27 protein-coding genes and 1 tRNA gene are annotated in these 24,243 nt (G+C 55.8%); 6 read left to right on the top strand and 22 right to left on the bottom strand.

Annotated features, from left to right (window positions below; all coding sequences use genetic code 11):
- Positions 1-3: 3 nt before the first annotated feature.
- Positions 4-915 carry a LysR family transcriptional regulator gene (locus AC2TDA_RS11550; RefSeq protein ID WP_480879342.1) on the bottom strand — a complete coding sequence of 304 codons (912 nt, stop codon included), beginning with the start codon at positions 913-915 and terminating at the stop codon, positions 4-6.
- 97 nt (positions 916-1,012) lie between these two features.
- On the opposite strand from AC2TDA_RS11550, the gene AC2TDA_RS11545 reads away from it, so the two are divergent.
- Positions 1,013-2,242 (top strand): acyl-CoA dehydrogenase, encoded by a 1,230-nt coding sequence (locus AC2TDA_RS11545; RefSeq protein ID WP_480879341.1) that lies wholly within the window; start codon positions 1,013-1,015, stop codon positions 2,240-2,242.
- Positions 2,243-2,537: 295 nt separating this feature from the next.
- Here the strand turns inward: AC2TDA_RS11545 and AC2TDA_RS11540 are convergent, their stop codons facing one another.
- Complete coding sequence (locus AC2TDA_RS11540) at positions 2,538-3,404, bottom strand: acyl-CoA thioesterase (protein ID WP_480879340.1); 867 nt, start codon at positions 3,402-3,404, stop codon at positions 2,538-2,540.
- A gap of 49 nt (positions 3,405-3,453) precedes the next feature.
- Positions 3,454-4,671 carry a serine hydrolase domain-containing protein gene (locus AC2TDA_RS11535; RefSeq protein ID WP_480879339.1) on the bottom strand — a complete coding sequence of 406 codons (1,218 nt, stop codon included), beginning with the start codon at positions 4,669-4,671 and terminating at the stop codon, positions 3,454-3,456.
- Positions 4,672-4,837: 166 nt separating this feature from the next.
- Here AC2TDA_RS11535 and AC2TDA_RS11530 point away from each other — a divergent pair, with 166 nt between their 5' ends.
- A complete protein-coding gene (locus AC2TDA_RS11530) occupies positions 4,838-5,443 on the top strand; it encodes a DsbA family protein (RefSeq protein ID WP_480879338.1) in 606 nt (201 codons plus the stop codon).
- On the opposite strand, the gene AC2TDA_RS11525 is transcribed toward AC2TDA_RS11530, so the two are convergent.
- Together AC2TDA_RS11525 and AC2TDA_RS11520 are read right to left on the bottom strand one after the other, a co-directional pair.
- A complete protein-coding gene (locus AC2TDA_RS11525; RefSeq protein ID WP_480879337.1) occupies positions 5,440-6,468 on the bottom strand; it encodes a phosphotransferase family protein in 1,029 nt (342 codons plus the stop codon). The two genes, AC2TDA_RS11530 and AC2TDA_RS11525, sit on opposite strands and share 4 nt — an antisense overlap.
- A 43-nt stretch (positions 6,469-6,511) precedes the next feature.
- On the bottom strand, positions 6,512-7,330 hold the full coding sequence (locus AC2TDA_RS11520; protein ID WP_480879336.1) for an SDR family NAD(P)-dependent oxidoreductase: 819 nt from the start codon (positions 7,328-7,330) through the stop codon (positions 6,512-6,514).
- A gap of 387 nt (positions 7,331-7,717) precedes the next feature.
- Here AC2TDA_RS11520 and aroQ point away from each other — a divergent pair, with 387 nt between their 5' ends.
- A complete protein-coding gene (aroQ, locus tag AC2TDA_RS11515) occupies positions 7,718-8,167 on the top strand; it encodes a type II 3-dehydroquinate dehydratase (RefSeq protein ID WP_480847888.1) in 450 nt (149 codons plus the stop codon).
- Positions 8,164-8,919 carry a helix-turn-helix transcriptional regulator gene (locus AC2TDA_RS11510; RefSeq protein ID WP_480847887.1) on the top strand — a complete coding sequence of 252 codons (756 nt, stop codon included), beginning with the start codon at positions 8,164-8,166 and terminating at the stop codon, positions 8,917-8,919. The genes aroQ and AC2TDA_RS11510 overlap by 4 nt, the downstream gene beginning before the upstream one ends.
- Before the next feature lie 374 nt (positions 8,920-9,293).
- Here the strand turns inward: AC2TDA_RS11510 and tsf are convergent, their stop codons facing one another.
- The 5 genes from tsf to AC2TDA_RS11485 all read right to left on the bottom strand — a co-directional run bounded on the left by tsf (position 9,294) and on the right by AC2TDA_RS11485 (position 13,092).
- Complete coding sequence (gene tsf / locus AC2TDA_RS11505) at positions 9,294-10,169, bottom strand: translation elongation factor Ts (protein ID WP_480879335.1); 876 nt, start codon at positions 10,167-10,169, stop codon at positions 9,294-9,296.
- A gap of 77 nt (positions 10,170-10,246) precedes the next feature.
- Positions 10,247-11,038: a 30S ribosomal protein S2 gene (gene rpsB, locus AC2TDA_RS11500; protein WP_480847885.1), complete on the bottom strand. Its 792-nt coding sequence runs from the start codon at positions 11,036-11,038 to the stop codon at positions 10,247-10,249.
- A gap of 166 nt (positions 11,039-11,204) precedes the next feature.
- Positions 11,205-12,059, bottom strand: coding sequence for a lyso-ornithine lipid O-acyltransferase (olsA, locus tag AC2TDA_RS11495; RefSeq protein ID WP_480879334.1), 855 nt, complete (start codon positions 12,057-12,059; stop codon positions 11,205-11,207).
- Positions 12,046-12,801 (bottom strand): L-ornithine N(alpha)-acyltransferase, encoded by a 756-nt coding sequence (gene olsB / locus AC2TDA_RS11490; RefSeq protein WP_480879333.1) that lies wholly within the window; start codon positions 12,799-12,801, stop codon positions 12,046-12,048. Before olsB ends, olsA begins: the two co-directional genes overlap by 14 nt.
- A gap of 108 nt (positions 12,802-12,909) precedes the next feature.
- Entirely contained in the window at positions 12,910-13,092 is a 183-nt protein-coding gene (locus tag AC2TDA_RS11485; protein WP_008756567.1) for a DUF3553 domain-containing protein, read from the bottom strand.
- A 42-nt stretch (positions 13,093-13,134) separates the two neighbouring features.
- On the opposite strand from AC2TDA_RS11485, the gene AC2TDA_RS11480 reads away from it, so the two are divergent.
- A complete protein-coding gene (locus AC2TDA_RS11480; RefSeq protein WP_480847882.1) occupies positions 13,135-13,731 on the top strand; it encodes a histidine phosphotransferase family protein in 597 nt (198 codons plus the stop codon).
- A 6-nt stretch (positions 13,732-13,737) separates the two neighbouring features.
- On the opposite strand, the gene AC2TDA_RS11475 is transcribed toward AC2TDA_RS11480, so the two are convergent.
- The 9 genes from AC2TDA_RS11475 to AC2TDA_RS11435 all read right to left on the bottom strand — a co-directional run bounded on the left by AC2TDA_RS11475 (position 13,738) and on the right by AC2TDA_RS11435 (position 21,208).
- Positions 13,738-15,000 (bottom strand): glutamate-5-semialdehyde dehydrogenase, encoded by a 1,263-nt coding sequence (locus AC2TDA_RS11475; RefSeq protein WP_480879496.1) that lies wholly within the window; start codon positions 14,998-15,000, stop codon positions 13,738-13,740.
- A 46-nt stretch (positions 15,001-15,046) separates the two neighbouring features.
- Positions 15,047-16,153: a glutamate 5-kinase gene (gene proB / locus AC2TDA_RS11470; RefSeq protein WP_480879332.1), complete on the bottom strand. Its 1,107-nt coding sequence runs from the start codon at positions 16,151-16,153 to the stop codon at positions 15,047-15,049.
- On the bottom strand, positions 16,141-17,175 hold the full coding sequence (obgE, locus tag AC2TDA_RS11465) for a GTPase ObgE (RefSeq protein ID WP_480879331.1): 1,035 nt from the start codon (positions 17,173-17,175) through the stop codon (positions 16,141-16,143). Before obgE ends, proB begins: the two co-directional genes overlap by 13 nt.
- A 37-nt stretch (positions 17,176-17,212) precedes the next feature.
- A complete protein-coding gene (locus tag AC2TDA_RS11460) occupies positions 17,213-17,749 on the bottom strand; it encodes a GNAT family N-acetyltransferase (RefSeq protein WP_480847879.1) in 537 nt (178 codons plus the stop codon).
- Complete coding sequence (locus AC2TDA_RS11455; RefSeq protein ID WP_480879329.1) at positions 17,746-18,354, bottom strand: LysE family translocator; 609 nt, start codon at positions 18,352-18,354, stop codon at positions 17,746-17,748. The genes AC2TDA_RS11460 and AC2TDA_RS11455 overlap by 4 nt, the downstream gene beginning before the upstream one ends.
- A 96-nt stretch (positions 18,355-18,450) precedes the next feature.
- On the bottom strand, positions 18,451-18,720 hold the full coding sequence (gene rpmA, locus AC2TDA_RS11450; RefSeq protein WP_058271644.1) for a 50S ribosomal protein L27: 270 nt from the start codon (positions 18,718-18,720) through the stop codon (positions 18,451-18,453).
- A gap of 11 nt (positions 18,721-18,731) precedes the next feature.
- Complete coding sequence (locus AC2TDA_RS11445; RefSeq protein WP_480847877.1) at positions 18,732-19,349, bottom strand: 50S ribosomal protein L21; 618 nt, start codon at positions 19,347-19,349, stop codon at positions 18,732-18,734.
- Between the two features lie 207 nt (positions 19,350-19,556).
- Positions 19,557-20,366 (bottom strand): DUF2059 domain-containing protein, encoded by an 810-nt coding sequence (locus AC2TDA_RS11440; RefSeq protein ID WP_480847876.1) that lies wholly within the window; start codon positions 20,364-20,366, stop codon positions 19,557-19,559.
- Complete coding sequence (locus AC2TDA_RS11435; protein WP_480847875.1) at positions 20,366-21,208, bottom strand: DUF2059 domain-containing protein; 843 nt, start codon at positions 21,206-21,208, stop codon at positions 20,366-20,368. The genes AC2TDA_RS11440 and AC2TDA_RS11435 overlap by 1 nt, the downstream gene beginning before the upstream one ends.
- Before the next feature lie 123 nt (positions 21,209-21,331).
- Between AC2TDA_RS11435 and AC2TDA_RS11430 the strand changes: the two genes are divergently transcribed.
- A tRNA-Ser gene (locus AC2TDA_RS11430) sits at positions 21,332-21,421 on the top strand.
- A 309-nt stretch (positions 21,422-21,730) separates the two neighbouring features.
- Here AC2TDA_RS11430 and AC2TDA_RS11425 read toward each other — a convergent pair.
- The 3 genes from AC2TDA_RS11425 to AC2TDA_RS11415 are packed head-to-tail and all read right to left on the bottom strand — an operon-like array spanning position 21,731 to position 24,239.
- On the bottom strand, positions 21,731-22,426 hold the full coding sequence (locus AC2TDA_RS11425; protein WP_480879328.1) for an RraA family protein: 696 nt from the start codon (positions 22,424-22,426) through the stop codon (positions 21,731-21,733).
- Positions 22,423-23,118 carry an alpha/beta fold hydrolase gene (locus AC2TDA_RS11420; protein WP_480879327.1) on the bottom strand — a complete coding sequence of 232 codons (696 nt, stop codon included), beginning with the start codon at positions 23,116-23,118 and terminating at the stop codon, positions 22,423-22,425. The genes AC2TDA_RS11425 and AC2TDA_RS11420 overlap by 4 nt, the downstream gene beginning before the upstream one ends.
- Entirely contained in the window at positions 23,115-24,239 is a 1,125-nt protein-coding gene (locus tag AC2TDA_RS11415; protein ID WP_480879326.1) for a cobalamin-independent methionine synthase II family protein, read from the bottom strand. The genes AC2TDA_RS11420 and AC2TDA_RS11415 overlap by 4 nt, the downstream gene beginning before the upstream one ends.
- Positions 24,240-24,243: the final 4 nt, after the last annotated feature.

Below are 24,243 nucleotides of genomic sequence, written 5' to 3'. Positions count from 1 at the left end.
GAGTTAACGGGGCAGGGTCTCTTCGCTTTGCGCTTGCGAGGCGAGCCAGTGCCGGAACTGTCGCAGTGTGGTGTCCTCGGATTTATCCCGTGGCCAGACAAGGTAGTAGGCACCCAGCGTTTCGACGCTATCGGAAAACGCGGCGATCAGCTGACCCGTAGCCAAGTCCTGTTCAACTAGATAGTTCGGCAACAGGGCAACACCCAACCCGTGCAGAGCGGCCTGATTGATCGTCGTGAATTGGTCGTGAACAGTGCCGGGCAGGGGCTCTGGGTGTTCTACACCCAATTGCCTGAACCAATCCTGCCAAGCGCGCGGGCGCGTCTGAATATGCAGCAGTGGTAGTTTCAGCAATTCCCCGGGCGAAGCCGGTGTGCCGTGGGGCAGCAGGTCGGGCGAACAAACGGGAATGACCCTTTCAACTTGTAACAGCAGACGATCTGTCCCGGGCCAGTCGGGTTCCCCAAAATGCAATGCAGCATCAAATGGTTCTGCGGCAAAGCTGAACGGTCGCAGCCGTGTTGTCATGTTAATCGTTATGTCGGGGTGACGACGTGCAAAATCGGGCAGGCGGGGAACCAACCAGCGCATCCCGAACGTGGGCAAGATGGCAAGGTTTACCATCCCTCCGACTGGTGCAACGTGAAGCTTTAACGCGGCCTGTGCGATCTGAGATAGAGCGGGTCGAATTTCCTGAACATAATCCTGCCCGGCCTGCGTCAGAGACAACCGCTTACGGTCTCTGCTAACCAGTTCCGCCCCCAATTGCGCCTCAAGTGCCTGAAGTTGTCGACTAACAGCACTTTGGGTCAGAGCCATTTCATCAGCTACAGCTGACGCCGAACCCAATCGATCGAGCGCTTCAAGTGCTCGCAGGGCGGAAATCGGTGGAAGAACAGGCCGTCGGGTTCTCATCTATGCGTTTTAGTCATGAAACTGTGAAAAAGTCTCGCTGTTTTTTGCAAGAAACTCAGATTAGGTTGGGGAAAACTGCCTCAGCGGGAGAAATGCCATGACCGTGCACGACGTCAAACCAACTCTACGAGCCAAGGATGCCCCTGACTTGGGAGCCTTCGCCTGGGACGATCCGTTTCGTTTGTCAGACCAGCTCGAAGAAGACGAGCGTTTGATCGCCGAGAGCGCACGCAGCTACGCTCAGGAAAAGCTGCAACCGCGTGTCACCCAAGCGTTTCAGAACGAGGAAACCGACCCCGAGATTTTCCGCGAAATGGGTCAGATGGGCCTGCTGGGAACCACCATACCCGAAGAATATGGCGGCATTGGTGCCGGATATGTCACCTATGGCCTGGTCGCGCGCGAGGTCGAGCGTGTGGATTCCGGCTATCGTTCAATGATGTCGGTTCAGAGTTCGCTGGTGATGTACCCGATCTATGCTTATGGAAGCGTGGAACAGCGGAAGAAATACCTTCCGAAACTGGCGAGCGGAGTATGGATCGGTTGTTTCGGGCTGACGGAACCGGATGCAGGGTCCGATCCTGCCGGAATGAAAACACGCGCTGAAAAGATTGAAGGCGGCTACCGGCTGACCGGCAGCAAGATGTGGATCTCCAATTCTCCGATTGCCGATGTGTTCGTCATCTGGGCCAAATCCAATGCACATGACGGAAAAATCCGGGGTTTTGTCCTGGAAAAGGGTACTAAAGGCCTGAGCGCGCCAAAGATCGAGAACAAGCTGAGCCTGCGCGCCTCGATCACCGGCGAGATCGTTCTGGATGGTGTCGAGGTGGGCGAGGACGCGTTGCTGCCCCATGTTCAGGGTCTCAAAGGTCCGTTCGGGTGTTTGAACCGCGCGCGGTACGGCATCAGCTGGGGCACCATGGGGGCCGCAGAGAGTTGCTGGCATGCCGCGCGTCAATATGGTCTTGATCGCAAACAGTTCAATCGACCGCTTGCTCAAACTCAACTCTATCAGAAAAAGCTGGCGGACATGCAGACAGAGATCGCGCTGGGGTTGCAGGCCAGCCTGCGTGTTGGTCGCCTGTTGGATCGGGCAGAGGCTGCACCAGAGATGATTTCGATCGTCAAACGCAACAATTGCGGTAAGGCGCTCGAGATCGCGCGGATGGCGCGTGACATGCATGGCGGCAACGGAATTTCACTGGAGTTCCATGTCGTTCGGCACATGATCAACCTGGAGACAGTGAACACCTATGAGGGCACGCATGATGTGCACGCCTTGATTCTGGGGCGGGCTCAAACCGGGTTACAGGCGTTTTATTGACCCAGCATTTGGCAATGGGCATTTAGGCAACGCTGATCGTGCAAAGCAGAATAGCCGTGCTACTCGGCGAGAGGCATGTCTTTGGCAACACTCTGGTCGGATGCTGCTTGTTTCAACCACTGCAGTGTTCGACCCAATACGCCATTTTGCCGGGTTTGTACAAAACCAAGCATGAGGATCCATTATGCGTGTAATTGGTATTATGGTAATAATAGAACCTAATTGGTAATCAGGTTAACCGCAACGCTCTTAATGACCGCAACATCAATGCAGTCAGTAACTTAAGCGCGACACTTTAATTCGAACGCGACGGACGTAACAAACCTTCCTGTGTAACTGATGCAACCAAAGAACCATCTTGAGCGTAAATCGAACCGCGGTTGAAGCTGCGGCCATTCCCGGTCCATGGAGATTCCATCGTATAAAGATGCCAGTTCTGAAATTGGACCGGTGCATGGAACCAAATGGCGTGATCCAGGCTGGCTCCGTTGATTTCACCAGAAAACCAACTCAGGCCGTGCGGCCGCATACCAGAGCTCAACAGACTCATGTCTGAGGCATACGCCAACAACAGATGCTGAGTGACGGTATCGGCGGTATCTGCCGCTGCCATCCGAAACCAAAGACTGTTGCGGTCATCCGCCCTTTTTGGCGTAAACACATCTAAAGGTTCAATTTCGCGCACTTCAATCGGTCGCTCACGCAGCAATTCCGACCGTAATTTATCTGGGACGCGCGGCAGATATTTCTGCCGCAATTCGTCTCGCGACGGATGGAACTCAGGGGCAGAAACGTCGGGCATCGGATGCTGGTGGTCCCAACCGTTATCTTGAACGTGAAACGAAGCTGACATGTTCAGAATCTGTTTCCCGTGCTGGATGGCGACCACACGCCGGGTTGTGAACGAACCTCCATCTCGCGCCCTATCAACCTGATATATAACAGGAATATCAGGATCTCCTGGGCGTATGAAGTAAGCATGCAGGGAATGACACAAGCGGTCCTCAACTGTCCTATAGGCCGCGGCAAGTGCCTGAGCGACCACTTGCCCTCCGAAAATCCGCGTCGGTGTTTCGCCTCCAGATCCTGTTCCGCGAAACAGGTCTACCTCCAGCCGCTCTATGTTCAGCAGGTCCAACAGAATGCGTTCGGCTTCGGTCATGAAGGTGTCTCCGGTCTTCAGCAAGTCTCGGGTATCAACACAGCGTCTGTCATTCAACCATCGCGCCGAGAACAAGCGACCTGAGTTCTGCCCGCGACGGGTATGAACTGGACGGCGAAAGCTGGGTAAAGAATACGACCGTCAGGTCGTTGACCACATCGATCCAGAAAAAGGTTGAGGCCATACCGCCCCACCCAAAGTCACCAACTGAGCACGGCGCGCCCAATCGGCCTGGTTCCAATATCACTGAACCTCCGATCCCGAACCCAGTGCCTTGCATCGGCTGTTCCGCAAAACTCTGCGGCCCCATCGAGGCAATATCGCCGGGTAAATGGTTGCACATCATGAATTTTACAGTTTTTGGCCCCAGTAACCGAACGCCGTTTCCAGTACCCAAGTTCCGCAACATCTCTGCAAAGCGACTGTAGTCGTCAATCGTGCTCACTAAACCTCCGCCACCGGAAAAGGTGGTGGTATTTTCGAATGGAGACTCCCCAGCCGCATCAACCAAGCGCAAAGTGTCTCCACCTTGTCTGGCGGCGTTCAAGGCCATCGCATCACCTTCAAGCGGTGTATAGAGTGAGGCAAACCTGCTCCCTACCCCCAGAGGCACCGAAAATCCGGTTTCCTGCATATTCAACGGCTCGAAAATCCGCTCGGCACAGAACTGATTCAATGACTGACCGGACACTACTTCGATTACACGGCCAATGACGTCGATACCGACCGAATATTCCCAGCGTGTTCCCGGCAGAAACGCCAAAGGCAATTTGGAAAGAACTTTAATTCGATCGACCAAGGGGCCATGATTTGGCGAAAAAATTAGATCCCGCGCATCCATTTCTTGCGGCAAAAGGCCCGGGTTAAAGGGATAGCTAAGGCCGCTGGTGTGTGTCAGCAACTGATGCAGGGTCGGCGTTGGCGCGTCTTCTGTCTGGTCCAGACGATCCGCACCAGGGATTAGCGCCTGCATATCTTGAAACTCTGGAATAAATTCGGAGACGGGGGCGTCCAGATGAAGTAACCCACGCTCGGCCAGCATCATAAGGGCGACGGACGTGACAGGCTTGGTCATTGAATAGATCCGCACAAGCGTGTCCCGTTCAAACGGTAGGTTGTTCTCGACGTCTCGAAAACCGCAGCTATGGAAGAAGGCCTCCTGCTCTTTTTGCTTCACCAGCAGCGAACTGCCCGCATACTTCCGTTGATCTACATAACGGTGCATCCAATCGCGAATATGTGTCAGTGCTGTTGGATCAAACCCCATATATTCGCTCCGTTTTGATGTCTTTCGCCGATACTGCCGCGACGTCCTGTGAAACGACAGCAGAAAACCGCAGAGCTTCACGGAAATCACTGAGGTGACACGTAGGGGCTGCTAAACTGAAGAATGACTAGATTCGGCCCTGTACTTTCCTGACAGGAGAAGAAACATGACGCAACGTATTGTTTTTATGTATGACTTCTGCAGTCCAAATGCCTATCTGGCCCACAAGGTCTTGCCAGACCTGGCGAAACGACGAGACATGGTGCTGGGCTATCATCCGGTACTTCTGAGCACAGTCTTCAAGGCCACAAACAACCAAAGCCCGTTTGAGGCCTTTTCCGAAAATCGCCAGAAAACCGCCTATCTCACCCATGACCTACACCGTTTTGCTCGTCGTCGGGGCATCAATTTTCACATGAACCCGCATTTCCCTCCGAATACCAAATTTGCAATGCGTGGCGCGGTGTACGCGCAGGGTAAGTCTTGGGAAAACAAATATATAGATGCAGTTTTTGATGCGATCTGGGTGCACGGTCAAAAGATCGATGACCTGAGTGTTCTAATGGACGTAGTGCAGGAAGGCGGGCTGCCTGCACGAAAAATTCGGACAGCGCTGGGTGATGGCAACGTCAAGCAACAGCTGAAAGACCAGACCAAACTGGCAGTTCGAAATGGCGTTTTTGGCGTGCCCACAATGTTCGCGGGTGCCGAAATGTTCTTTGGCAAAAATAGTCTGGGAAATCTGGAGCTGGAACTCTCGCAGTCCGATTAAGACTTTAGTGCACTCAAGCCCTGCCCCGCAAACAGAGGCACATAAGACCCGAACGCACGGGCCCGGTCCGGGTCGGACGCATTGCCGTCCAGCGCTCGTTTGTAGACCCCTTGCAAAATACCCGCCATCCGAAAGAAGTTGAAAGCAAGGTAGAACCCAAAATTGTCGATCCCACCAAGCCCCCGACGCGCGCAATAATCCGCAATAAACTGCTGATCTGTCGGTAGGCCGAGACTGCCGCGATCGATCCCAGACAAACCGCGCCCTTCTGTTCCAGGCGGCATTTGCCATTGCATTATAACGGCGCCCAGATCGGCAAAGGGATGACCGATTGTGGACAGCTCCCAATCCAATACGCCGATGCAGCGCGTACTGTCTTGCTCGAAGATCAGGTTGTCGATGCGGAAGTCGCCATGTACCAGTGTTCTCTGCCCGTCATCAGCCGGGATTGCGGTCTCCAACGCCAAGATCAAGGCGTCCATATCCGCAATCTTGGTCGTCTCTGATGCACGGTACTGTTTCGTCCACCGGGTGATCTGGCGCTCAAAGTAATTCCCGGGCGGGCCAAAGTCGGACAGGTAGGCGGTATTAATATCCACTTTATGCAGTTCAGCCAGGACGCGGTTCATCTCATCCAGAACCCCTGCCCGCGTCTTGTTGTCCTCGCCCCGCATTGTGGGTTCCGGAAAGATCCGCCCTTGCAAATGCTGCATCACATAAAATGCTGACCCAATGACACTATCGTCTTCGCACAGGACGTACACGGCGGGTACCGGAACCTTGCTGTCAGCCAGTGCCTTTTGCACCCGAAACTCTCGATCGACGGCGTGGGCGGATTTCAAGAGAACACCGGAGGGTTTCCGGCGTAACACGTAGCTTTTGTCGGGCGTGCGCAGCAGGTATGTCGGGTTGGATTGGCCAAAGGGAAATTTGGTAGCTTGAAGCGGGCCATTGTAGCCAGCAATCTCTCCCTTAAGATAGGCGTCTACAGCGCTCAGATCCAATTCATTTTCCTTGATATCCATTGGCTACCTCAGGGACTATCTGAACTAATCTAAGTATCGCCGGCTAAAGAGCATCGGCGAAAATATTTCCGCCGCTTTGCACGTTGATCCCACCAGACACAGGTATGACAGCGCCTGTGACATAGCTACCGCCGCGCCCGCATAGGAACAACACGCACCCGCCAATGTCGTCCTCTCTTCCCACCCGACCGAGCGGAACCGCCTTGCCAACCTTTTCACGTTTGGTCAGGTCCTCAGTTGCAAACGCAGTCATTCTTGAGACAAACGGCCCTGGGGCAATCGCATTGACGGTCACCCTGTGCGGCGCAAGCTCCTTGGCCATGATTTTCGTCAGGTGAATAACGGCCGCCTTTGAGGCCGAGTAGCTGTAGGCCCCGTCACCCATGGGCGCCTCGCCCATAACCGATGCAACATTGACCACGCGTGCAGGGTCGTCTCCGGAGGCCGTTTTTGTCATCAAAGGCAGCAGCTTTTGGGTCAGGTCGAACACGCCGGCAACATTTACCGACATCACTTTGTCCCACGCGTCATAGGGGAATTGCCCCAGCTGCGCGCCCCAGGTAACACCCGCATTGTTCACTAAAATATCAAGCGCTTGAGTTCGACTATTCACCTCGGACACAAGTGCATCAATGCCCGCCTCGCTTCCGATATCACCAGAGAACCCTTCGGCCGAACCAGATGCATCAAGGGCGTTCAACTCGGCCGCGACCTCTTTGCAGGCATCTCCCTTACGGGAGGCTATCAGAACATCCGCGCCTGCACGTACCAGAGCCTCGGCTGCCATTCGGCCGATTCCGGTTGCGCCACCTGTCACCAGCGCAGTCTTTCCCTGAAGTGAAAACAATGTCTCTGGTGTCATTTTGTCCCCCCTCGCCAAGCCGGATTTCCGTGTACTGATTCTACGCACTGTAGTTCCGGGGCCGCGGCCTAGATAGCATGTGGCAATAATCCAACGCTTTTGGCGTCGCTAAGCAAGAGTGAGAGATGCACGCTTGGGCGTTACTCTGCGTCATGACGGATGGCAAAGAAGGCCTGGAACCAATTTCACCCGCTGATTTCAAACCTCAATTCAAGGCCAACTACTCGGCTAAGTTGTGATCAATACTGACGATATGTGATTAACTTTACATCCCTGACCCTAGTAACAGGACAACATAAGGTATCATTGCTCGCCTCATAAGAGCAGAGGTGGCTGGACGCTACTTGTAATCAGGTTTATGAAAATAGGACATGGGGATAGTGAGAAATGCAGAACATCCTGGTTTTGAATGGTCCGAATCTGAACCTTCTGGGGACACGTCAACCGGAGGTATACGGTCGTACGACCCTTAAAATGATCGAAGATCTGTGCCAGGCCCACGGTGGATCTCTGGGGCAGCACATCACGCATTTCCAATCCAACCACGAGGGCGCGCTGATTGATGCGATCCATGAAGCCCGCGGAACGCAGGACGGTATCGTGCTTAACGCTGGTGCCTACACGCATACGTCGGTTGCTTTGATGGATGCGATCTCCTCGGCGCAGGTTCCAGTTGTAGAAGTACACCTGTCGAACATCCACGCCCGGGAAGAATTTCGCCACAAATCTTATATCGCTCGGGTTGCAGTCGGTCAGATTTGTGGATTTGGGGCCCAAAGCTATGTGATGGCATTGGATGCGCTGGCCACGCATCTCGCAGAGGAGAACGCGGGATGAACCTCAACGAGTATCTCAACTTTTTAAGCTACGCCAAGACGCTGGAAGAGCTATGGGATGCACACTGCCGGCAGATGGCCAAATACGGTTTTGACCGGCTGCTGTATGGGTATACGCAGTACAGGACTGAAACTTCGCTGGGCGATCCAGAGGACTTTGTTATCCTGACCAATCACTGCAAGGAATACCTGGACGGGTTCCTGCGGTCTGGCCTGTATTTCCATGCCCCGATGCTGAAATGGGCGTTGCAAAACGAAGGCGCCGCGAGCTGGCGCATGATTCAAGAGGCAATGTCCAGCGGGACCATGACGCCTCAGGAGCAGCAGGTTTACGAGTTTAACAAGTCCAAAGGTGCGACTGTTGGCTTCACGATCAGCTTCACATCGGTCTCTGCACGCTCGAAGGGTGCCATTTCGATGGCCCACTATGGGGACATGTCGCAAGACGAGGTAGACGCCGTCTGGGATGAGCATGGCGATGACATATTGCTGATGAACAATATGGCCCACCTCAAAATCCTCACCCTGCCCTACAACGCCCCAAACAGAGCTTTGACCAAACGCCAGCGCGAAGCCTTGGAATGGGTAGGCGATGGCAAGACAACGCAGGACATCGCACTGCTGATGGGGCTTACAGCTGCCACGGTTGAAAAGCATCTTCGCCTGGCGCGAGAGTCGCTGTGTGTTGAAACGACAGCACAGGCCGTTCTCAAGGCTTCGTTGCAAAACCAGATGTTCGTCATGGAAGTGTGACGGCTTCGATATTGACGCAAAATGGCGTCAGTTTACCTTAGGTAAGGAAATCATTACTTTCCAAATCCGCACTGAAAATTGCAAAGTAGTACTGTTCCGTGAGTGGTGGCTTTAGCCAGGGAACATTTGATCGGATCTTTGCTATATCAGGGCTCTCCGATCGGTCTGTCTCAGGGGCGTCTATTCGTCCACGTACCTGGGTCGGAAATTTTGGGGGGCCTCGACCATCCCCATCATGCGGGGCCCCTCAATCTCTCTTCCAAAACTCGTTATCTTCGTATTGCAAAAACACGAAAAAAAACCGGCTACGCGCGGCGCGTAACCGGTTGCGTTTGTTTTAGTTTCTGCGGACCTTAGCAGGGCCGCAGAACTTTTTAGCCTTGAGCTGCTTTGGCGACTTCCGCTGCAAAGTCTTCCTTTTCGACCACGATGCCTTCGCCAACCTCCAGACGGACAAAGCCGGTGATGGTTGCGCCTGCTTCTTTGGCCGCTGCTTCAACGGTCAGGTCAGGGTTCACAACGAAGGACTGGTTCAGCAGAGTCGATTCGGCGACGAATTTCTTCATGCGGCCAACGATCATCTTTTCGATCACCTGCTCCGGCTTGCCGGATTCGCGGGCGATGTCCATCTGGACCTGCTTTTCTTTCTCGACAACCGCCGGATCCATGTCCGCCTCGGACAGAGCGGCCGGGTTCACAGCTGCGATGTGCATTGCAATCTGCTTACCGATGGTTTCGTCACCACCCGACAGTGCAACCAGAACACCGATTTTACCCATGCCGTTGGTGGCTGCGTTATGGACGTAGGACACAACGGTGTCGCCCGACAGCTTGGCCATACGGCGCACCGACATGTTCTCGCCGATGGTGGCGATCTTGTCGGTCAGGGTGTCAGCAACGGACTTGCCGCCCAGATCAGCCGCCAGCAGAGCTTCGACGTTTTCGACGCCTTCGGCTGCATAGGCGATCTTGCCAACCATTTCCTGGAACTCGGCGTTCTTCGCAACGAAGTCGGTTTCCGAGTTCACTTCGACCGCGACGCCATTGCCGCCGTCAACGTGCACGGCGACCAGGCCTTCTGCTGCGGTACGGCCGGATTTCTTGGCCGCTTTGGCCAAACCTTTGGTGCGAAGCCAGTCAACGGCTTCGTCCATATTGCCGCTGGTCTCGGTTAGCGCTTTTTTCGCGTCCATCATGCCTGCGCCGGTCGAGTCGCGCAGTTCTTTAACCATTGCTGCTGTGATTGCCATCTTTTGGCTCTCCTCAATTCAAACGGAATTGGGGCAGGTCATACCCTGCCCCATATGTCATTTACGTGACGGGCAGCTTACGCTTCGGCAGGTGTTTCTGCTTCCGCGGGTGCTTCTTCCGCAACGGTTTCTTCAACCGGCGCTTCCTCGAAGGCACCCAGATCTACACCGGCGGCACCCATCTGTGCGGTCATACCGTCCAGAGCGGCACGTGCGGCCAGGTCGCAGTACAGAGCGATGGCGCGGGCTGCGTCGTCGTTGCCGGGGATGATGTAGTCGACACCATCGGGCGAGCAGTTGGTGTCAACCACAGCCACAACCGGGATACCCAGCTTGTTGGCTTCGGCGATCGCCAGTGCTTCTTTTTTGACGTCGATGACGAACAGCAGATCAGGAACGCCGCCCATTTCGCGGATACCGCCCAGCGATGCCTGCAGTTTGGTCTGGTCACGTTCCATGCCCAGACGCTCTTTCTTGGTCAGGCCTTCGGCGCCCGATTCCATCGCTTCGTCGATCTGGTTCAGACGGTTGATCGACTGGGAAACGGTTTTCCAGTTGGTCAGCGTGCCACCCAGCCAGCGGTGGTTCATGTAGTATTGAGCCGACTTTTCAGCGGCGTCTGCGATCGGCTGGGCTGCCTGACGCTTGGTACCAACGAACAGAACACGGCCACCTTTTGCGACAGTGTCACGAACGGCCTGCAGCGCCTGGTCCAGCATCGGAACAGTCTGGGTCAGGTCCATGATGTGAATGCCATTGCGCGAGCCGTAGATGAACGGGCCCATGCGGGGATTCCAACGTTGTGTCTGGTGACCAAAGTGAACGCCAGCTTCCAGCAGCTGACGCATGGTGAACTCGGGAAGAGCCATGCTATTTTCCTTTTCCGGTTTACGCCTGGGCGGGGGTGAAAGAAGCGGATGCTCCAACCGGCGGTCTTGATGAGGATGTCTCCCTCAAAAAGGCCAAACCCCGCCTGCGGGTTTGAATGGCGCGCGTATACGGCAGGTTCGCATGTAGCGCAAGGGTCAATTGCCCCTATTTTTCGAGGCGCGCGAACACATGCGCATGACGAACCGCCTCTTCACAATGGGATGCAAGTGCCTTGCGGTCGGGAAAATCGCTGACCCGCGCCGGAGAGTGATAGATCAATTCGACCGAACCCTGCCCGCGTGCGCCCAACGTCTTTAACAGATGGGGCGCAAAGTCCATATCGCCCCACCAACCATAGAATCTCTCGGGCTGTCCTTCGGGCGCATGGAAAATGACCGAGACCGGCTGCACATACATAAATTCTCGCAGTTCATCTGCGAAGAACGCTGCAAACAGAGTTGATTTAAAAGGTAAAACCCGCAAACCATCGGTCGAGGTGCCTTCGGGGAAAAACAACAGCTTGTGCCCGGCCTTCAGACGGTTTTCAAAAACCTGTGTCTGCTCACGCGCCTTTTTCCGATCTCGCTCTATGAACACTGTGCCGGTTGCCCGCGCGAGCCACCCGATGCCTGGCCATTTCGCAACTTCGGCTTTCGAAACAAAATAGACGCGCTTGCGTGCATTCAAGGCAAATATATCCAGCCACGAAGTGTGGTTGGCGACCACGGCCCCACGCTCGCGCATCAGTTCTCCAGAGGTTCGGAACCCCATCCCCAAAACTCGGAATGCATTGCGACACACAAATTGCGAGATAAATGGCGTGATCGGTCGACGGATGCCAAATAGCGGCGCCTCGATCAGCCGGACTATCAACAGAATGATCAGGCCACCAAAGACCAGAATAGCCAAAGGCAGCCCACGTAAGACCACGAGAATCCAACCCAGTACGCCCAATTCGACGCGGTCCGGTGCGTTCTCACTGTTCCACAAAGGATCGTTCACCTGTTCAGGCTCCGCCATATATGCGCTTTGGCCTGTCGTTCATACGCGCGGTATCGAGGATCAGGCAAACATCGGTTGTGTTGAACGCGTGATCGATAAACGCACCCTCCCCCACAAATCCGCCCAGCCTCAGATAAGCTTTGATTAGAGACGGAACCTGTACCATGGCGGAGCGGCGATCCAGATCTTCCGGCTCCACGAGGTTCATCGATTGAAAAACCTCGGGCTGAGCCCTGACCCTCAGGTCGGGCGGAGCCAGATGGTTGTGATGCAGCATCGACAGAGGCTGCGCCAGTTCCTGAACATTTGTGCCGTGAAAGCTGGCCACTCCGAACAGCACTTCGATGCCACGCTCAGCAACATAGGCCGCCAGTCCGTTCCAAAGATGGTACATCGCTGTACCGCCCCGATAGTCAGGGTGCAGGCATGATCGTCCAAGTTCCAACAGCCGTCGCCCGCTTTGCTTGAGAACGGTCAAATCGTACTCGTCCTCGGAATAAAACTGCCCCAGTTTTGCAGCACGTTCGCCCGGTAACAGCCTGTAAACGCCAACAACTTCACTCGTCGCGTCATCATAGGCTAGCATGTGATCGAAATATGGGTCGAACCTGTCCTGCTCGAGCTCGGCGTCGTGATCGACCATCTCGCCTCCGCCACCAAGTTCGCGCACGAAAACGTCGTAGCGCAGGCGTTGCGCCGCGCGCAGCTCATCCTCGGTCTCGGCGAGGCGGATGGTAAACGAGGGGCCAGCGTCCGGCATGTCGGGACCTTGTATCCTTTGATATCTGTTGGGCAGATATCGCAGTTTTTCAGGCAAAGGCAACATGATGACCTCTGGTCATCGATGTTAACCTTTTCTAAACCAGTTTCACGGATCAAAGACCGGCATCAGGGCTATGCGTGTCCCGTCGATTACCACTTTCCCCTGCTCGCGAAAGTTTACGGTGATCTTACCCGCGATGTTGGACTGAACCTGTCCGACGCCCCAATCTGGGAAATCCGGGTGCCGGACATACATGCCCGGTGCAAGAATGGCATTCAGGTCTGTCATACAGGGGCTCCGGTCCGGCGGCAGATACAGCAGGAGGTACGCATGGGCGACACCAACGTCAACTTGGCCGAGTTGATCGGCTCTCGGATCTGCCACGATCTGATAAGCCCGATCGGGGCAATCACCAACGGACTTGAGCTGTTGGAAATGGTTGGTGCGTCGCAAGGGCCCGAAATGGAGCTGATCTCGGGCAGTGTTGGAAGCGCCGGCGCCAAGATCAGGTTCTTCCGCGTGGCCTTTGGGGCGGCGGGCAATCAACCTCTTGGTCGCGCCGAGGTGAACAATTTGCTGAAGGATATCGAACAGGCCAGCCGTGTCCGGGTGCGTTGGAATGTGACCGAGCCGATGCCGCGTAATCAGGTCAAGCTAGCGTTTCTTGCTTTATTGTGCTGCGAAAGCGCTATGCCTATGGGTGGAGAAGTCGAAATCGCTGCAACGGGAGACACCTGGCTCGTGAGTGGAACCGCGGACAGGCTGAAGGTGGACAACTCTTTGTGGAAGGGCCTGACCAGCAAGCGCTTCCCTACAAAAGTAACACCGGCACAGGTCCAGTTTGCGCTTCTGCCAGAGACGGCCGCGTCAATGAGGCGGACGGTGGCCGTAGAAACGGCCACAACGCGTGTCGCAATCCGGTTCTAAACTGTTCTAGCTGCGCGTCGTGCCATTTCCGCGCACCAGATATTTGAAACTGGTCAACTGGGCCGCTCCAACAGGACCGCGCGCGTGCATTTTCCCGGTCGCGATTCCGATCTCGGCACCCATTCCAAACTCCCCACCATCAGCGAACTGCGTCGATGCGTTGTGCATCAGGATCGCGCTGTCCAGTCGCTCAAAGAACCGCGCTGCAGCCTGCCCGTCTTCGGTCATGATGCAGTCAGTGTGGTTTGAGCCGTATTGCCGGATGTGAGCAATCGCTTCATCAATATTCGCAACCGGTTTTGCCGCGATGATGCTATCCAGAAACTCCTTGCCCCAATCGGCGTCTGATGCCGCAATCGTTCCATCACTAGCCAGCGTGCCCTGAGCGTGCACCTCAACCCCGGCAGCCAACAGAGCCGCAATGAGGTCCTGCCCCAATGTGTTCGCGATCTCCGCGTGTACCAACAGGCATTCGGCGGCACCACATATACCTGTCCGGCGGGTTTTGGCGTTCAAAACCACATCCAGTGTTTTCTGAGGATCGGCGGATTTGTCGACATAGATGTGCACGATGCCTTCCAGATGAGCGAAAACCGGTACTCTCGCCTCGCGCTGGACAAGACCGACCAGACCTTTGCCTCCACGCGGAACGATAACGTCCACATAATCCGTCATCGTCAGCAATTCCTGAACCGCCGCACGATCGCGCGTCGGTACCAGTTGGATCGCATCTTCCGGAAGGTTAGCGGCCTTCAAACCTTCCACCAGGCAGGCATGAATTGCGGTCGAAGAATGGAAGCTCTCGGACCCGCCACGCAAGATGACTGCGTTGCCCGATTTCAGGCATAGCGCGCCAGCGTCCGCTGTCACATTGGGGCGGCTTTCATAAATCACTCCGATCACACCCAAAGGCGTACGCACACGCTGAATGTTCAGACCCGACGGCATATCCCACTCGGCGAGCACTTGGCCCACAGGATCGGCCTGATCCGCAACTGTGCGCAAACCATCAACCATGCCCTGAATGCGCGTCTCATCCAGCATCAGGCGGTCCATCATCGCTGGGCTGAGGCCCTTGTCGCGGCCAAACTCCAAATCTTTCTGGTTTGCCTCAATGATCAATGCGCGATTATTCCAAACGTCCTCTGCAGCAGCAATCAGAGCAGCATGTTTGCGTTCTGCGTTGGCAAACCCCAGCTCCTGCGACGCTGCCTTGGCACGTTTCCCAAGATCGGCCATCAGGGCGGGGATATTGTCGAAATCCTTCATGTCATATGCCTTTCTTGTAGGTTCGTCCATTTCGCCGACCTGTCCATCACAGCGCAAGATCGTCCCGATGAACCAAAGCCGCGCGGCCGGGATAACCAAGCGTCGCTTCGATTTCTGAAGACTTACGACCTTTGATTGCATAGGCTTCCTGCGCGGTATAGCGACTGAGACCTTGCGCCAAACGCCGAGCTTGCAAATCCAGTATCGATACCGGGTCACCCCGACCGAAATCGCCCGTCACTTCGACTATGCCCGCCGGCAACAGGCTTTTACCGTTTGACAGCGCCAAAGCAGCCCCGTCGTCGACTGTAATCTCACCCCGAGGTTTCATCGCAGATATCCAACGCTTGCGGGCTGCCTGCGGGTCCAGAGTCGCATTAAACCACGTGCAGTTAGCACCATTGTCAAGCGTTTTCAGCGGGTTGTGCGGCGAACCTTCGGTAATAGCCATGTCGCAACCAGCAGCAATCGCCATTTTACCAGCCAGCAATTTGGTTTTCATACCACCTTTGGACAGCCCCGAGCCGGCGTCGCCAGCCATCGCTTCTATCTCAGGCGTAATGACGTCGATCTGGTCGTAGCGCGTGGCCGTTGGATCAGTTGCTGGGTTCCCTGAATAAAACCCGTCCACGTCTGACAGTAGGATCAGTTGATCTGCGCCCACAGTCACAGCAATTTGCGCGGCAAGGCGGTCATTGTCTCCGTACCGGATCTCATCCGTGGCGACAGTATCGTTTTCGTTGACAATCGGAACGACACCCAGTCCCAACAACGTCTCCAGCGTAGCACGGGAGTTCAGGTAGCGCCGCCGGTCCTCGCTATCTTCCAGAGTGACCAAAACCTGTGCAGTGGTGATGCCGTAAGGTGTCAGCGCCTCTTCGTAAGCGCGGGCCAAACGGATTTGCCCAACAGCAGCGGCTGCTTGTGATTGCTCCAGCGGCAGCGCGGCCATAGGCAGGCCTAACACGCCGCGGCCCAGGGCGATTGAACCGGAGGAGACCAGAACCACATCCGTTCCCTGCCCTTTTAGCCAGGCAACGTCCTGCGCAAGAGAATGCAGCCAGTCCGAACGCAACAGGCCCGTCTCCCGGTCCACCAATAGGGCAGACCCAATCTTGACGACCAGGCGGCGCGCGGCGGTCAGGGTTGCCACGGCTGCACCTCCTCCGCGGGCTTCTGGCGCAGACGGTTTTCGTCTATCTGCGCACGCAGGGCGCGCAGGACCTCGGTTACGCCTTGATGCGCAACCCCCGACATGGCCATGACGGGGCCGCCGACGGCCTCTTCCAGTTCGGACTTGGCCAGCTCGCGTTCCTCGTCATCCAGCGCGTCGACTTTGTTCAGAACGGTGATCCGGGGTTTCTCGGCCAGTTCGCCGCCATAGGCTTCCAACTCGTGAATGATGGTCCGGTAGTCCTCGGCCACGGTCTCAGACGTGCCATCGACCAGATGCAGCAGAACTGCGCAGCGTTCGACATGGCCCAGGAAGCGGTCCCCGATGCCGCGACCTTCATGTGCACCTTCGATCAGGCCGGGGATGTCGGCCACAACGAATTCCACATTGTCCACGCCGACAACGCCCAGGTTGGGGTGCAGAGTGGTAAACGGATAGTCGGCAATTTTCGGACGCGCATTTGACGTTGCAGCTAGAAAAGTCGATTTCCCGGCATTCGGCATGCCTAACAGGCCCACATCTGCGATTAGCTTCAGCCGCAACCAAATAGTACGGTCAATCCCCGCCTGCCCCGGATTTGCACGGCGCGGCGCCTGGTTGGTCGCCGATTTAAAATGCAGGTTACCGAAGCCACCATTGCCGCCTTTGGCCAGCAATACGCGCTCACCTACTTCGGTCAGGTCGCAGATAACGGTCTCTTCGTCTTCATCCAGAATTTCGGTGCCGACGGGTACGCGCAGGACGATGTCATCGCCATCCTTGCCTGTCCGTTGTTGACCCCGACCGGGTTGGCCGTTTTTGGCAAAAAAGTGCTGTTGATAGCGAAAGTCGATCAGGGTGTTCAGCCCGTCCACAACCTCGGCCCAAACAGACCCGCCTTTACCGCCGTCCCCGCCATCGGGACCGCCGTATTCAATGTACTTTTCACGCCGAAAGCTGACGCACCCGCCACCGCCGGCCCCGGACCGGATGTAGACCTTTGCAAGATCGAGAAATTTCATGACTGTCCCCTACTGCAAAGGCCCCATCGGCCACAAGTCAGAGTTTTTTGCTGTATGTCCAAGTGGGCACATTTGCATCGCGCGCCACTGAATAGCTTTCGGCATCGCCAAGGTATTCGAACCCACAGTGTGTCAAAACCCGGGCGGATGCCGGATTGTCCTGAAATACGCTGGCAAACATCGTCGCGTTTTCAAGTGGATTCGCCGCAACCAGTGCTTCGACTGCCTGCGATGCGATGCCCGTGTTCCAGTAGATAGGCGCCACCCAATAACCGACCTCGGACTGGTTGCGATCCAACCTCTTGAGTGAAATCACACCAATCAGTTCAGGCCCACCATCCTTGGTTGCATCCATGACCCAGACATCTTCGTCCCGGTCGTCCGCCATCGAACGGGTCACAAATGCTTCGACCGATCCCGGCGGCAAAGGATGCGCAATACTGGTGGTCATGCGCGCCACGCGCTCGTCGCCTGCATAATACTCAATCAGCCCCATATCCGACCGGCGCAGAGGGCGCAGGTCGAACCGCTCGGTTTCAATGACCGGCTGATTTATTATTGTTTCAATTTTCATGAGTGTGTTCCTCCTCCGAACAACACAAAAAGTACGGACGCAACAGTAAGACTCGCTAATGTCCACATCAGATATTTTTCGACAGGCCGTCCTTCAACCACGTGGGCAATTCTATCTCCGGCAAACGTCCAGATCGGATGCAGCAAAACCTGGCAGAACAACAAACAGAGAGCGATCGTGAGCGTTGCGTCAAAGCTGGATGCCCCAACGGCAACAAAACTGGTAAAGCCTGCAATGATCATCGCCCACGCCTTTGGATTAAGCGGATGCACAATCAGCCCCGCCCAGAACCCAGGTACCTCATCGGCGCTATCACGCCGCGAGAGTCGAAGGTTGGCAATTTTCCACGCGAGCCAGCAAATATATGCGGCTGAAGCGTATTTCAGAACAGTAAAGATCATCGGCGCCTGGCCAGCCAACTGCAACAGGCCAAAACCCACTGGCCAGATGATCAGCTGCTTGCCCAGTATCACGCCGGCCACAAACGGCAGCGCTGCCCGGAAACCATAGCGCGCACCCGTACCCAGCAGGACCATGTTGGCCGGTCCCGGCGTGCCGACCTGGCTGGCGGCAAATATCAGGAAACTGGTGGTTGCGACTGTCATCTGAGCGTTGGATCAAAACTGTGTTAAAACGAGAAAGGGGACCGGCACTTTGTGCCGGTCCCCCATGAATTTTTCTTAAACCTTCTGGGTTTCGGCTTACTCTGCGGCCTCCGCCACTGGCAGGACCGAAATAAAGGTGCGGTTTTTGAGCCCCTTGTGGAACTTCACGGCGCCATCCACGGTTGCAAAGATCGTGTGATCCTTGCCCATGCCTACGCCTTCGCCCGGCCAGAACTTGGTGCCGCGCTGACGCACGATGATGTTGCCTGAAATGGCGGCCTGGCCACCATACAGTTTCACGCCAAGGCGACGACCAGCTGAGTCGCGACCGTTACGGGAGGAACCGCCAGCTTTTTTATGTGCCATTCTCTCTCTCCTTAGCCTTTGGCCAGCTCTTTGGCCTGCTCAACCCATTCGGGTTTCACTTTGACCGTTTCGATAGCAGCAATCTGCTCGTCCGACAAGGCGGCCAGAGCGGCAAAGCTCTCGATACCGGCCTCATTCAGCTTCTTGGCAGCGGCAGGGCCGACACCGTTCAGCTTGGTCAGATCGTCAGCGGCAGCAGCGGCGGCGGGTGCCTCTGCTTTGGCTTCAGCTTTCTTGGCAGGCTTTTTCGCCGCCGGAGCAGCTTCGCCAGCCGGAGCCGAACCGGTTGCAGCTTTGATGCCCGACTTGTCAGCGCCCGACGACAGGATGTCGGTGATCTTGACCAGAGTCAGTTTCTGACGGTGGCCAACGGTACGCTTCGAGCTGTGCTTACGACGGCGCTTGACGAACTTGATGACCTTGTCACCTTTGATCTGTTCGATCACGTCGGCCTGAACGGCTGCACCATCGACAAACGGCGCGCCGACAACCGGTGCGTCACCGCCCAGCATCAGTACGTCGTTGAATTGAACTTTTTCACCTGCGTCGGCAGCCAGCTTTTCAACGCGGAGGATATCACCCGCTTGAACCTTGTACTGCTTGCCGCCAGTCTTGAGGACCGCAAACATGCGTCTTTCCTTTTCATACCCGCGTTCTGTGGTCCCCTTTCGGGCGTTTTGGCCTAAGCCACCTCGAACAGCGCGCCCTTTTCGGGCTGTGTGACGACCTTGGAGCGAACCCCTCAGGTCAAATAATAACGATACCCGGCGCGGAGATTCCGGCCGGGATGCGCGCTTATCCCGAGTTTGCTCATGAAAGTCAACCAAAAACCCGGTTCAAAGGTCAGACGTATTCAGCGCCCGTGCCACTGTTTTTCCCAGCCGATATGAAATGGTGTCAAACATTGCGTCGAACCCTTCGAAAATGGCCATGTTCAACGCTTTTCCGGCTTCGGTTCGGGAAAAAGCGATATTCTCGCGCATCTGCGCATGATCCAGCGGCTGATAGGCAAGCAGCAGGAATGAGAATACCCATTTTTCGGTTTCCGCATGGGTGGCATCTTGCTGCGCCAACAACTCTGCCAGCAGGGCTCCGTCATCAGTCGGATCTCCGCGCCCTTCTGCAATCCCTTTGAAGAAGTTGAAATCCGAGCTGAGAGAGTTCTGCACATTTTGTTCGATCAGGTCATTGACCTGAATGTACTCCTCGACCAATCGAAAAGTCTCGGACGATCGGTCCACTTGGTCATAGGTCAAACGCGCGATCTCTTCGACCGCTTCGTCTGCAAACGCAAGGCGAGCCGAGTTCTCCAACGAGACTATGGTCTGCCCAAGTTCGCCTTCGAAGAAAATCGCCGCTCTTTCCAACTGAGCGTCCGTCATGCCAGTTTCAAATGCTTCAGCGATCTGGCCCTTCATCCAGTTGGGATCGTACAGGTCCTCGACTTGGGTCAGAAAGAACGTACCACCCTGCCCGCTCAGCAACGCCTGATCCAGCTCACGCCCTTGCATCACGCCTTCTTGGCTCAGAATTTCCATGACGTCACCCATATGCAGGGCACGGGTCAGACGTTCGACCTGTTCATTCGCGTCAACAGGAAAAGCCCAGATCGTCAGGGCGGCGGCGGAGGCAATCAACTGACGCATTAAATGTCCTGCGCGGGCCGCAATTCGGCCATTCGGGACGCCAGAATCTCGAAGCGCATCGCCATGATTTCGTACTGAATGGCGTTCAGCAGTTCATAGACCTCTTGCATAAGCGGTTGTTCGAGCGCGTCGACATAGGCATCCACGTCAGCGTCGGAAAAGTCGCGGTAAGCGTAGGCAGACCCTGCCAGGGCCGACAATTGCAGCGATCGGCGCATTTCGCCCTCGTTCGCGCGCATCATCTCACGCAGCTCGTCACCATTCAGTTGTAACTCAATGACGCCCGAAGCGCTGGCTGCCAGCAGAAAGCGCACCTGAATCTCCTGCAACGCCCGCAACGACGTGCCACTTGAATCGACAGCACGGTTCATCCGCTTCAGACTTTCGACGCGTGGCGAACCATCCTTGATCAGTTCTGAGACAATTTTTTGCCCCTGAGCCTGCTTGGCGTCGTCATCTTCATTCATGTGCGAGGCGTTCTCAGCTACGACCAGCCGTTGTCCCAGATCCGAGGCATAAAACTCGACCGCGTGATTCAGGGCTTCATCGCTCAAAGTCTGTTCCAGAATCGATACAGCGGTTTCGTGCATGTCTTTCGTATCGAAAACCTCTTCGGTCAGGCGGGCCCAATCCGACCCGAAACCATCCGGGTCGATGCCCAGCATCTGAGGGGCCGAGGCGGACGCGTGCGCTATGCTTTCAAGCGCCACGTCAAATCCAGTGGTGGTCAAAAAGGCTTCGATCCGGTCCCGGTTCGCGGCCATCGACGGCATCGCTGCAAAGCACATAGCAAGAGTTGACAACAGAAGCGGTGAAACAAGTTGGCGCAGATAATAAGTCATACCTCAAAGCCTAGGCGTTTTCCGGCTGCTGGCAATGGAAAAACAAGGTATCGGTGAATTGAGGAATTTTCTACTTGCACCCCCGCTCGTTCCTCACTAAATCCCCCCCTCACAGACCCCCGCGGAGAGGTGCCGGAGTGGTCGAACGGGGCGGTCTCGAAAACCGTTGTGGGTGCAAGCCCACCCAGGGTTCGAATCCCTGTCTCTCCGCCACTATTTCGCGACCAGCGCAGTCCCTGAATACAGTCTCGTTACCCTACTCACGACCCTGTGCACTTGTCGCTGAACAACAGATGGGTCTACTTTCAGATGAGGCAAAACAGTTTTTTTCCCAAAAAAACCTACCGAGCCCAGTAACCTCCTTTCCTTTGCTATTTCCGGACCCTAACCGGACATTCGAAGTTGAGTTTGCTTCTGTGAATCGGCTTGTTCTGACGTACCGTTTTCAGAGTTTGTCATTGTGGCACCAAAAGAAGGCAGTCGTAGCTTAGGTACGCCGTTTCTTATTCACTCAACCGGCACTCAGACTCTGGCTTTTTCAAAGGCTGCCCAAGCGGTTTCGAATGCTTCAAAATTAAACTCCGGATGTCGGGCTGCGTCCAAGACAATACGTTCCGTCGACAAAAGCTTTTGTATTGCAACTTCCAACCGATCGACGACATCCTCGGGCACGACCAGGGCACCATGACGGTCGGCGTGAACCAATTCGCCCGGATTAACGGTCAGGCCAAAAACTGAAACCGGCGTATCAATCTCTCGGATGTGGACGAAACCGTGGCTCGGCCCGACGGAGCCGGCAACAACCGGAAACCCCTCGGGTATGTCCCCGAGATCGCGCATGACACCATTGGTTACGACACCTGACATGCCGAACCCTTTGTGAACCGTCGTATTGATCTCACCCCAATAAGCGCCAATGCAATCGGGATAATCCAGATCCTCGACCACCGCGACTGAAGGGCCGGACGCTTCGGCCATGTATTTGTAATAAGCCATACGTCGGGTTTTGGTGATTTCAGGCGGCTCGGTCGGTGGATTGACTGCTGCAATCTTGGAAGTGCGCGCATAGCCGACGATCGCGGGCTCTTCGGGGGCAGAACTCAGCATCGTGCCGCGCGTAAACCTGTCGAACCCGCGCTTGCCCTGCGCCACTTCGATGGCATTGCAAACGGTGGGGGTGTCGACCTTGCGTAGCAGGGACAAAAGGGATGGCGTCATGTGTCCTCCAACCAGCGGATCAATGCCGCTGTAGTTTTTTGTGGTTGTTCCAATGTCGGGAGGTGCCCTGCACCTTCAACGATCTCCAGCGCGCTATGTGGCAGCAGATCATGCATCATCTGGTGACGCTCAACAGGGCACAACTTGTCTTCTCGCCCGCACAGAACCAGAGCGTTTCCGGTAAATGCCCTCAAAGTCGCGCTTTGGTCTGGGCGGTCCATCAGCGCCTGCGACTGGCGCAAGAAAACGTCAGGGCCCAGGTCGGTGGCCATTGCCATGCACAGATCCAGGATAGCCCCCTGGTTTGGCTCATCCGCCAGGTAACTGGGCTTCATCTCGTCACGCATCACCGTCCTCAGTTTGCCGTCGCGAACGGCGGCCATCTGGGGCGTGCGACGGGTTTTGACCTCTGGTTTTTCGGCCAGCGGGTTAGTGTCGAGCAAAGCCAGGCGCGAGACACGTGCAGAGGCCTGACGCAATACTTCCATCGCCACGATCCCCCCCATCGACAAGCCGGCCAGAGCGAACTCGGGCGGCGCATTTTTCAGGATATCATGCGCCATGGCCTGCACGCTGTCGTGCCGGGACAAAGGGAACGTCATCACGGGCCTGCTGCCCGACAGAGCGTTGATCTGCGGGCCAAACAGGCGGGCATCGCACATCATGCCCGGCAGGAAGATCAAGGGTGTCATGCCGAGGCCAGCTTTGCCCCATCAGACAGTGCCGACAACTTAGCGTAGGCAATCTGAGGGTCGACCGCGCCAAAGCCCGCAAATGTGCCAAAGCCGCAATCGCTACCCGCTATCACCCGTTCTGTGCCGACAATTCCTGTAAAGCGCTTGATCCGCTGGGCCACGAGTTCGGGATGCTCGACGAAATTGGTGGTGGTGTCGACCACGCCGGGCACCAAAATCTTATCATCGGGTATCTCAGTCCTGCGGTCACGAAACACCGTCCACTCGTGCGCGTGTCGCGGGTTCGAGGTCTCGAACAGAACATAGCGCGATTTGGTGCCCATCAAAGTGTTGAAAACCTTGTCCATTGCGATGTCACAGCAATGTGGACCCTCGTAGTTGCCCCAGCAGATATGAACCCGCACGCGGTCCAGCGGGACGTTCTGAAGTGCGTGGTTCAGGGCCTCGACATGCATATCCGCAATCTTGACGAACTCGTCGTCCGAGAGATCGGTGAACAGCATATGACGCGACAAGGCCAGATCGGGGCAATCCAGTTGCAGATCCAAACCCGCGGCCACGATGGTTTCGTATTCCTCTTTCATGGTATCGGCCAACGCTGCAAGGTAGGCCTCTCGCGTGGGATAGAAATCGTTCTGTAAAAACAAAGAGATCACGCCGGGAGACGCGGCATTCATGAAACCACGCTCTGCCTCGTGCTGCTCCATTGCAGCTTTGAGGTTGGCAATATCCTTCTCCAACTCGCCCTGCCCTTTTGAACGCACCTCGCCGGTGCACATCGGTCGTGCGTATTGCGGCGTACCCCCGTCATTGGCCAGTCGCTGCAGGAAGCCGGGGAACATCTTTAGGTCTGCAGGCGCATTTCGTGGGCTGTCACCTGAAAACCCGGTGTAACGATCCTTGACATAGGTCGCGTAGGAAATCTTCGAGGTTTCGCCATCGCTGACAACGTCGACACCGGCGTCGACCTGTTTGCGCACTGTCTCGGAAACCGCTTCGGTCATGCAGGTGTCAAAAGCGGCGGTATCGTAGGTTTCACCGTTTTCACGGGCGAAAATGAAATCCACCACGTCTTGCGTTCGGGGCAGAGACCCAACATGTGTGGTTTTGATAGTCATCAGC

This window comes from Ruegeria sp. HKCCD6426 (assembly GCF_057221115.1).
Note: the sequence above shows the minus strand (reverse complement) of the source record. Positions and strands in the feature narration are given on the sequence as shown.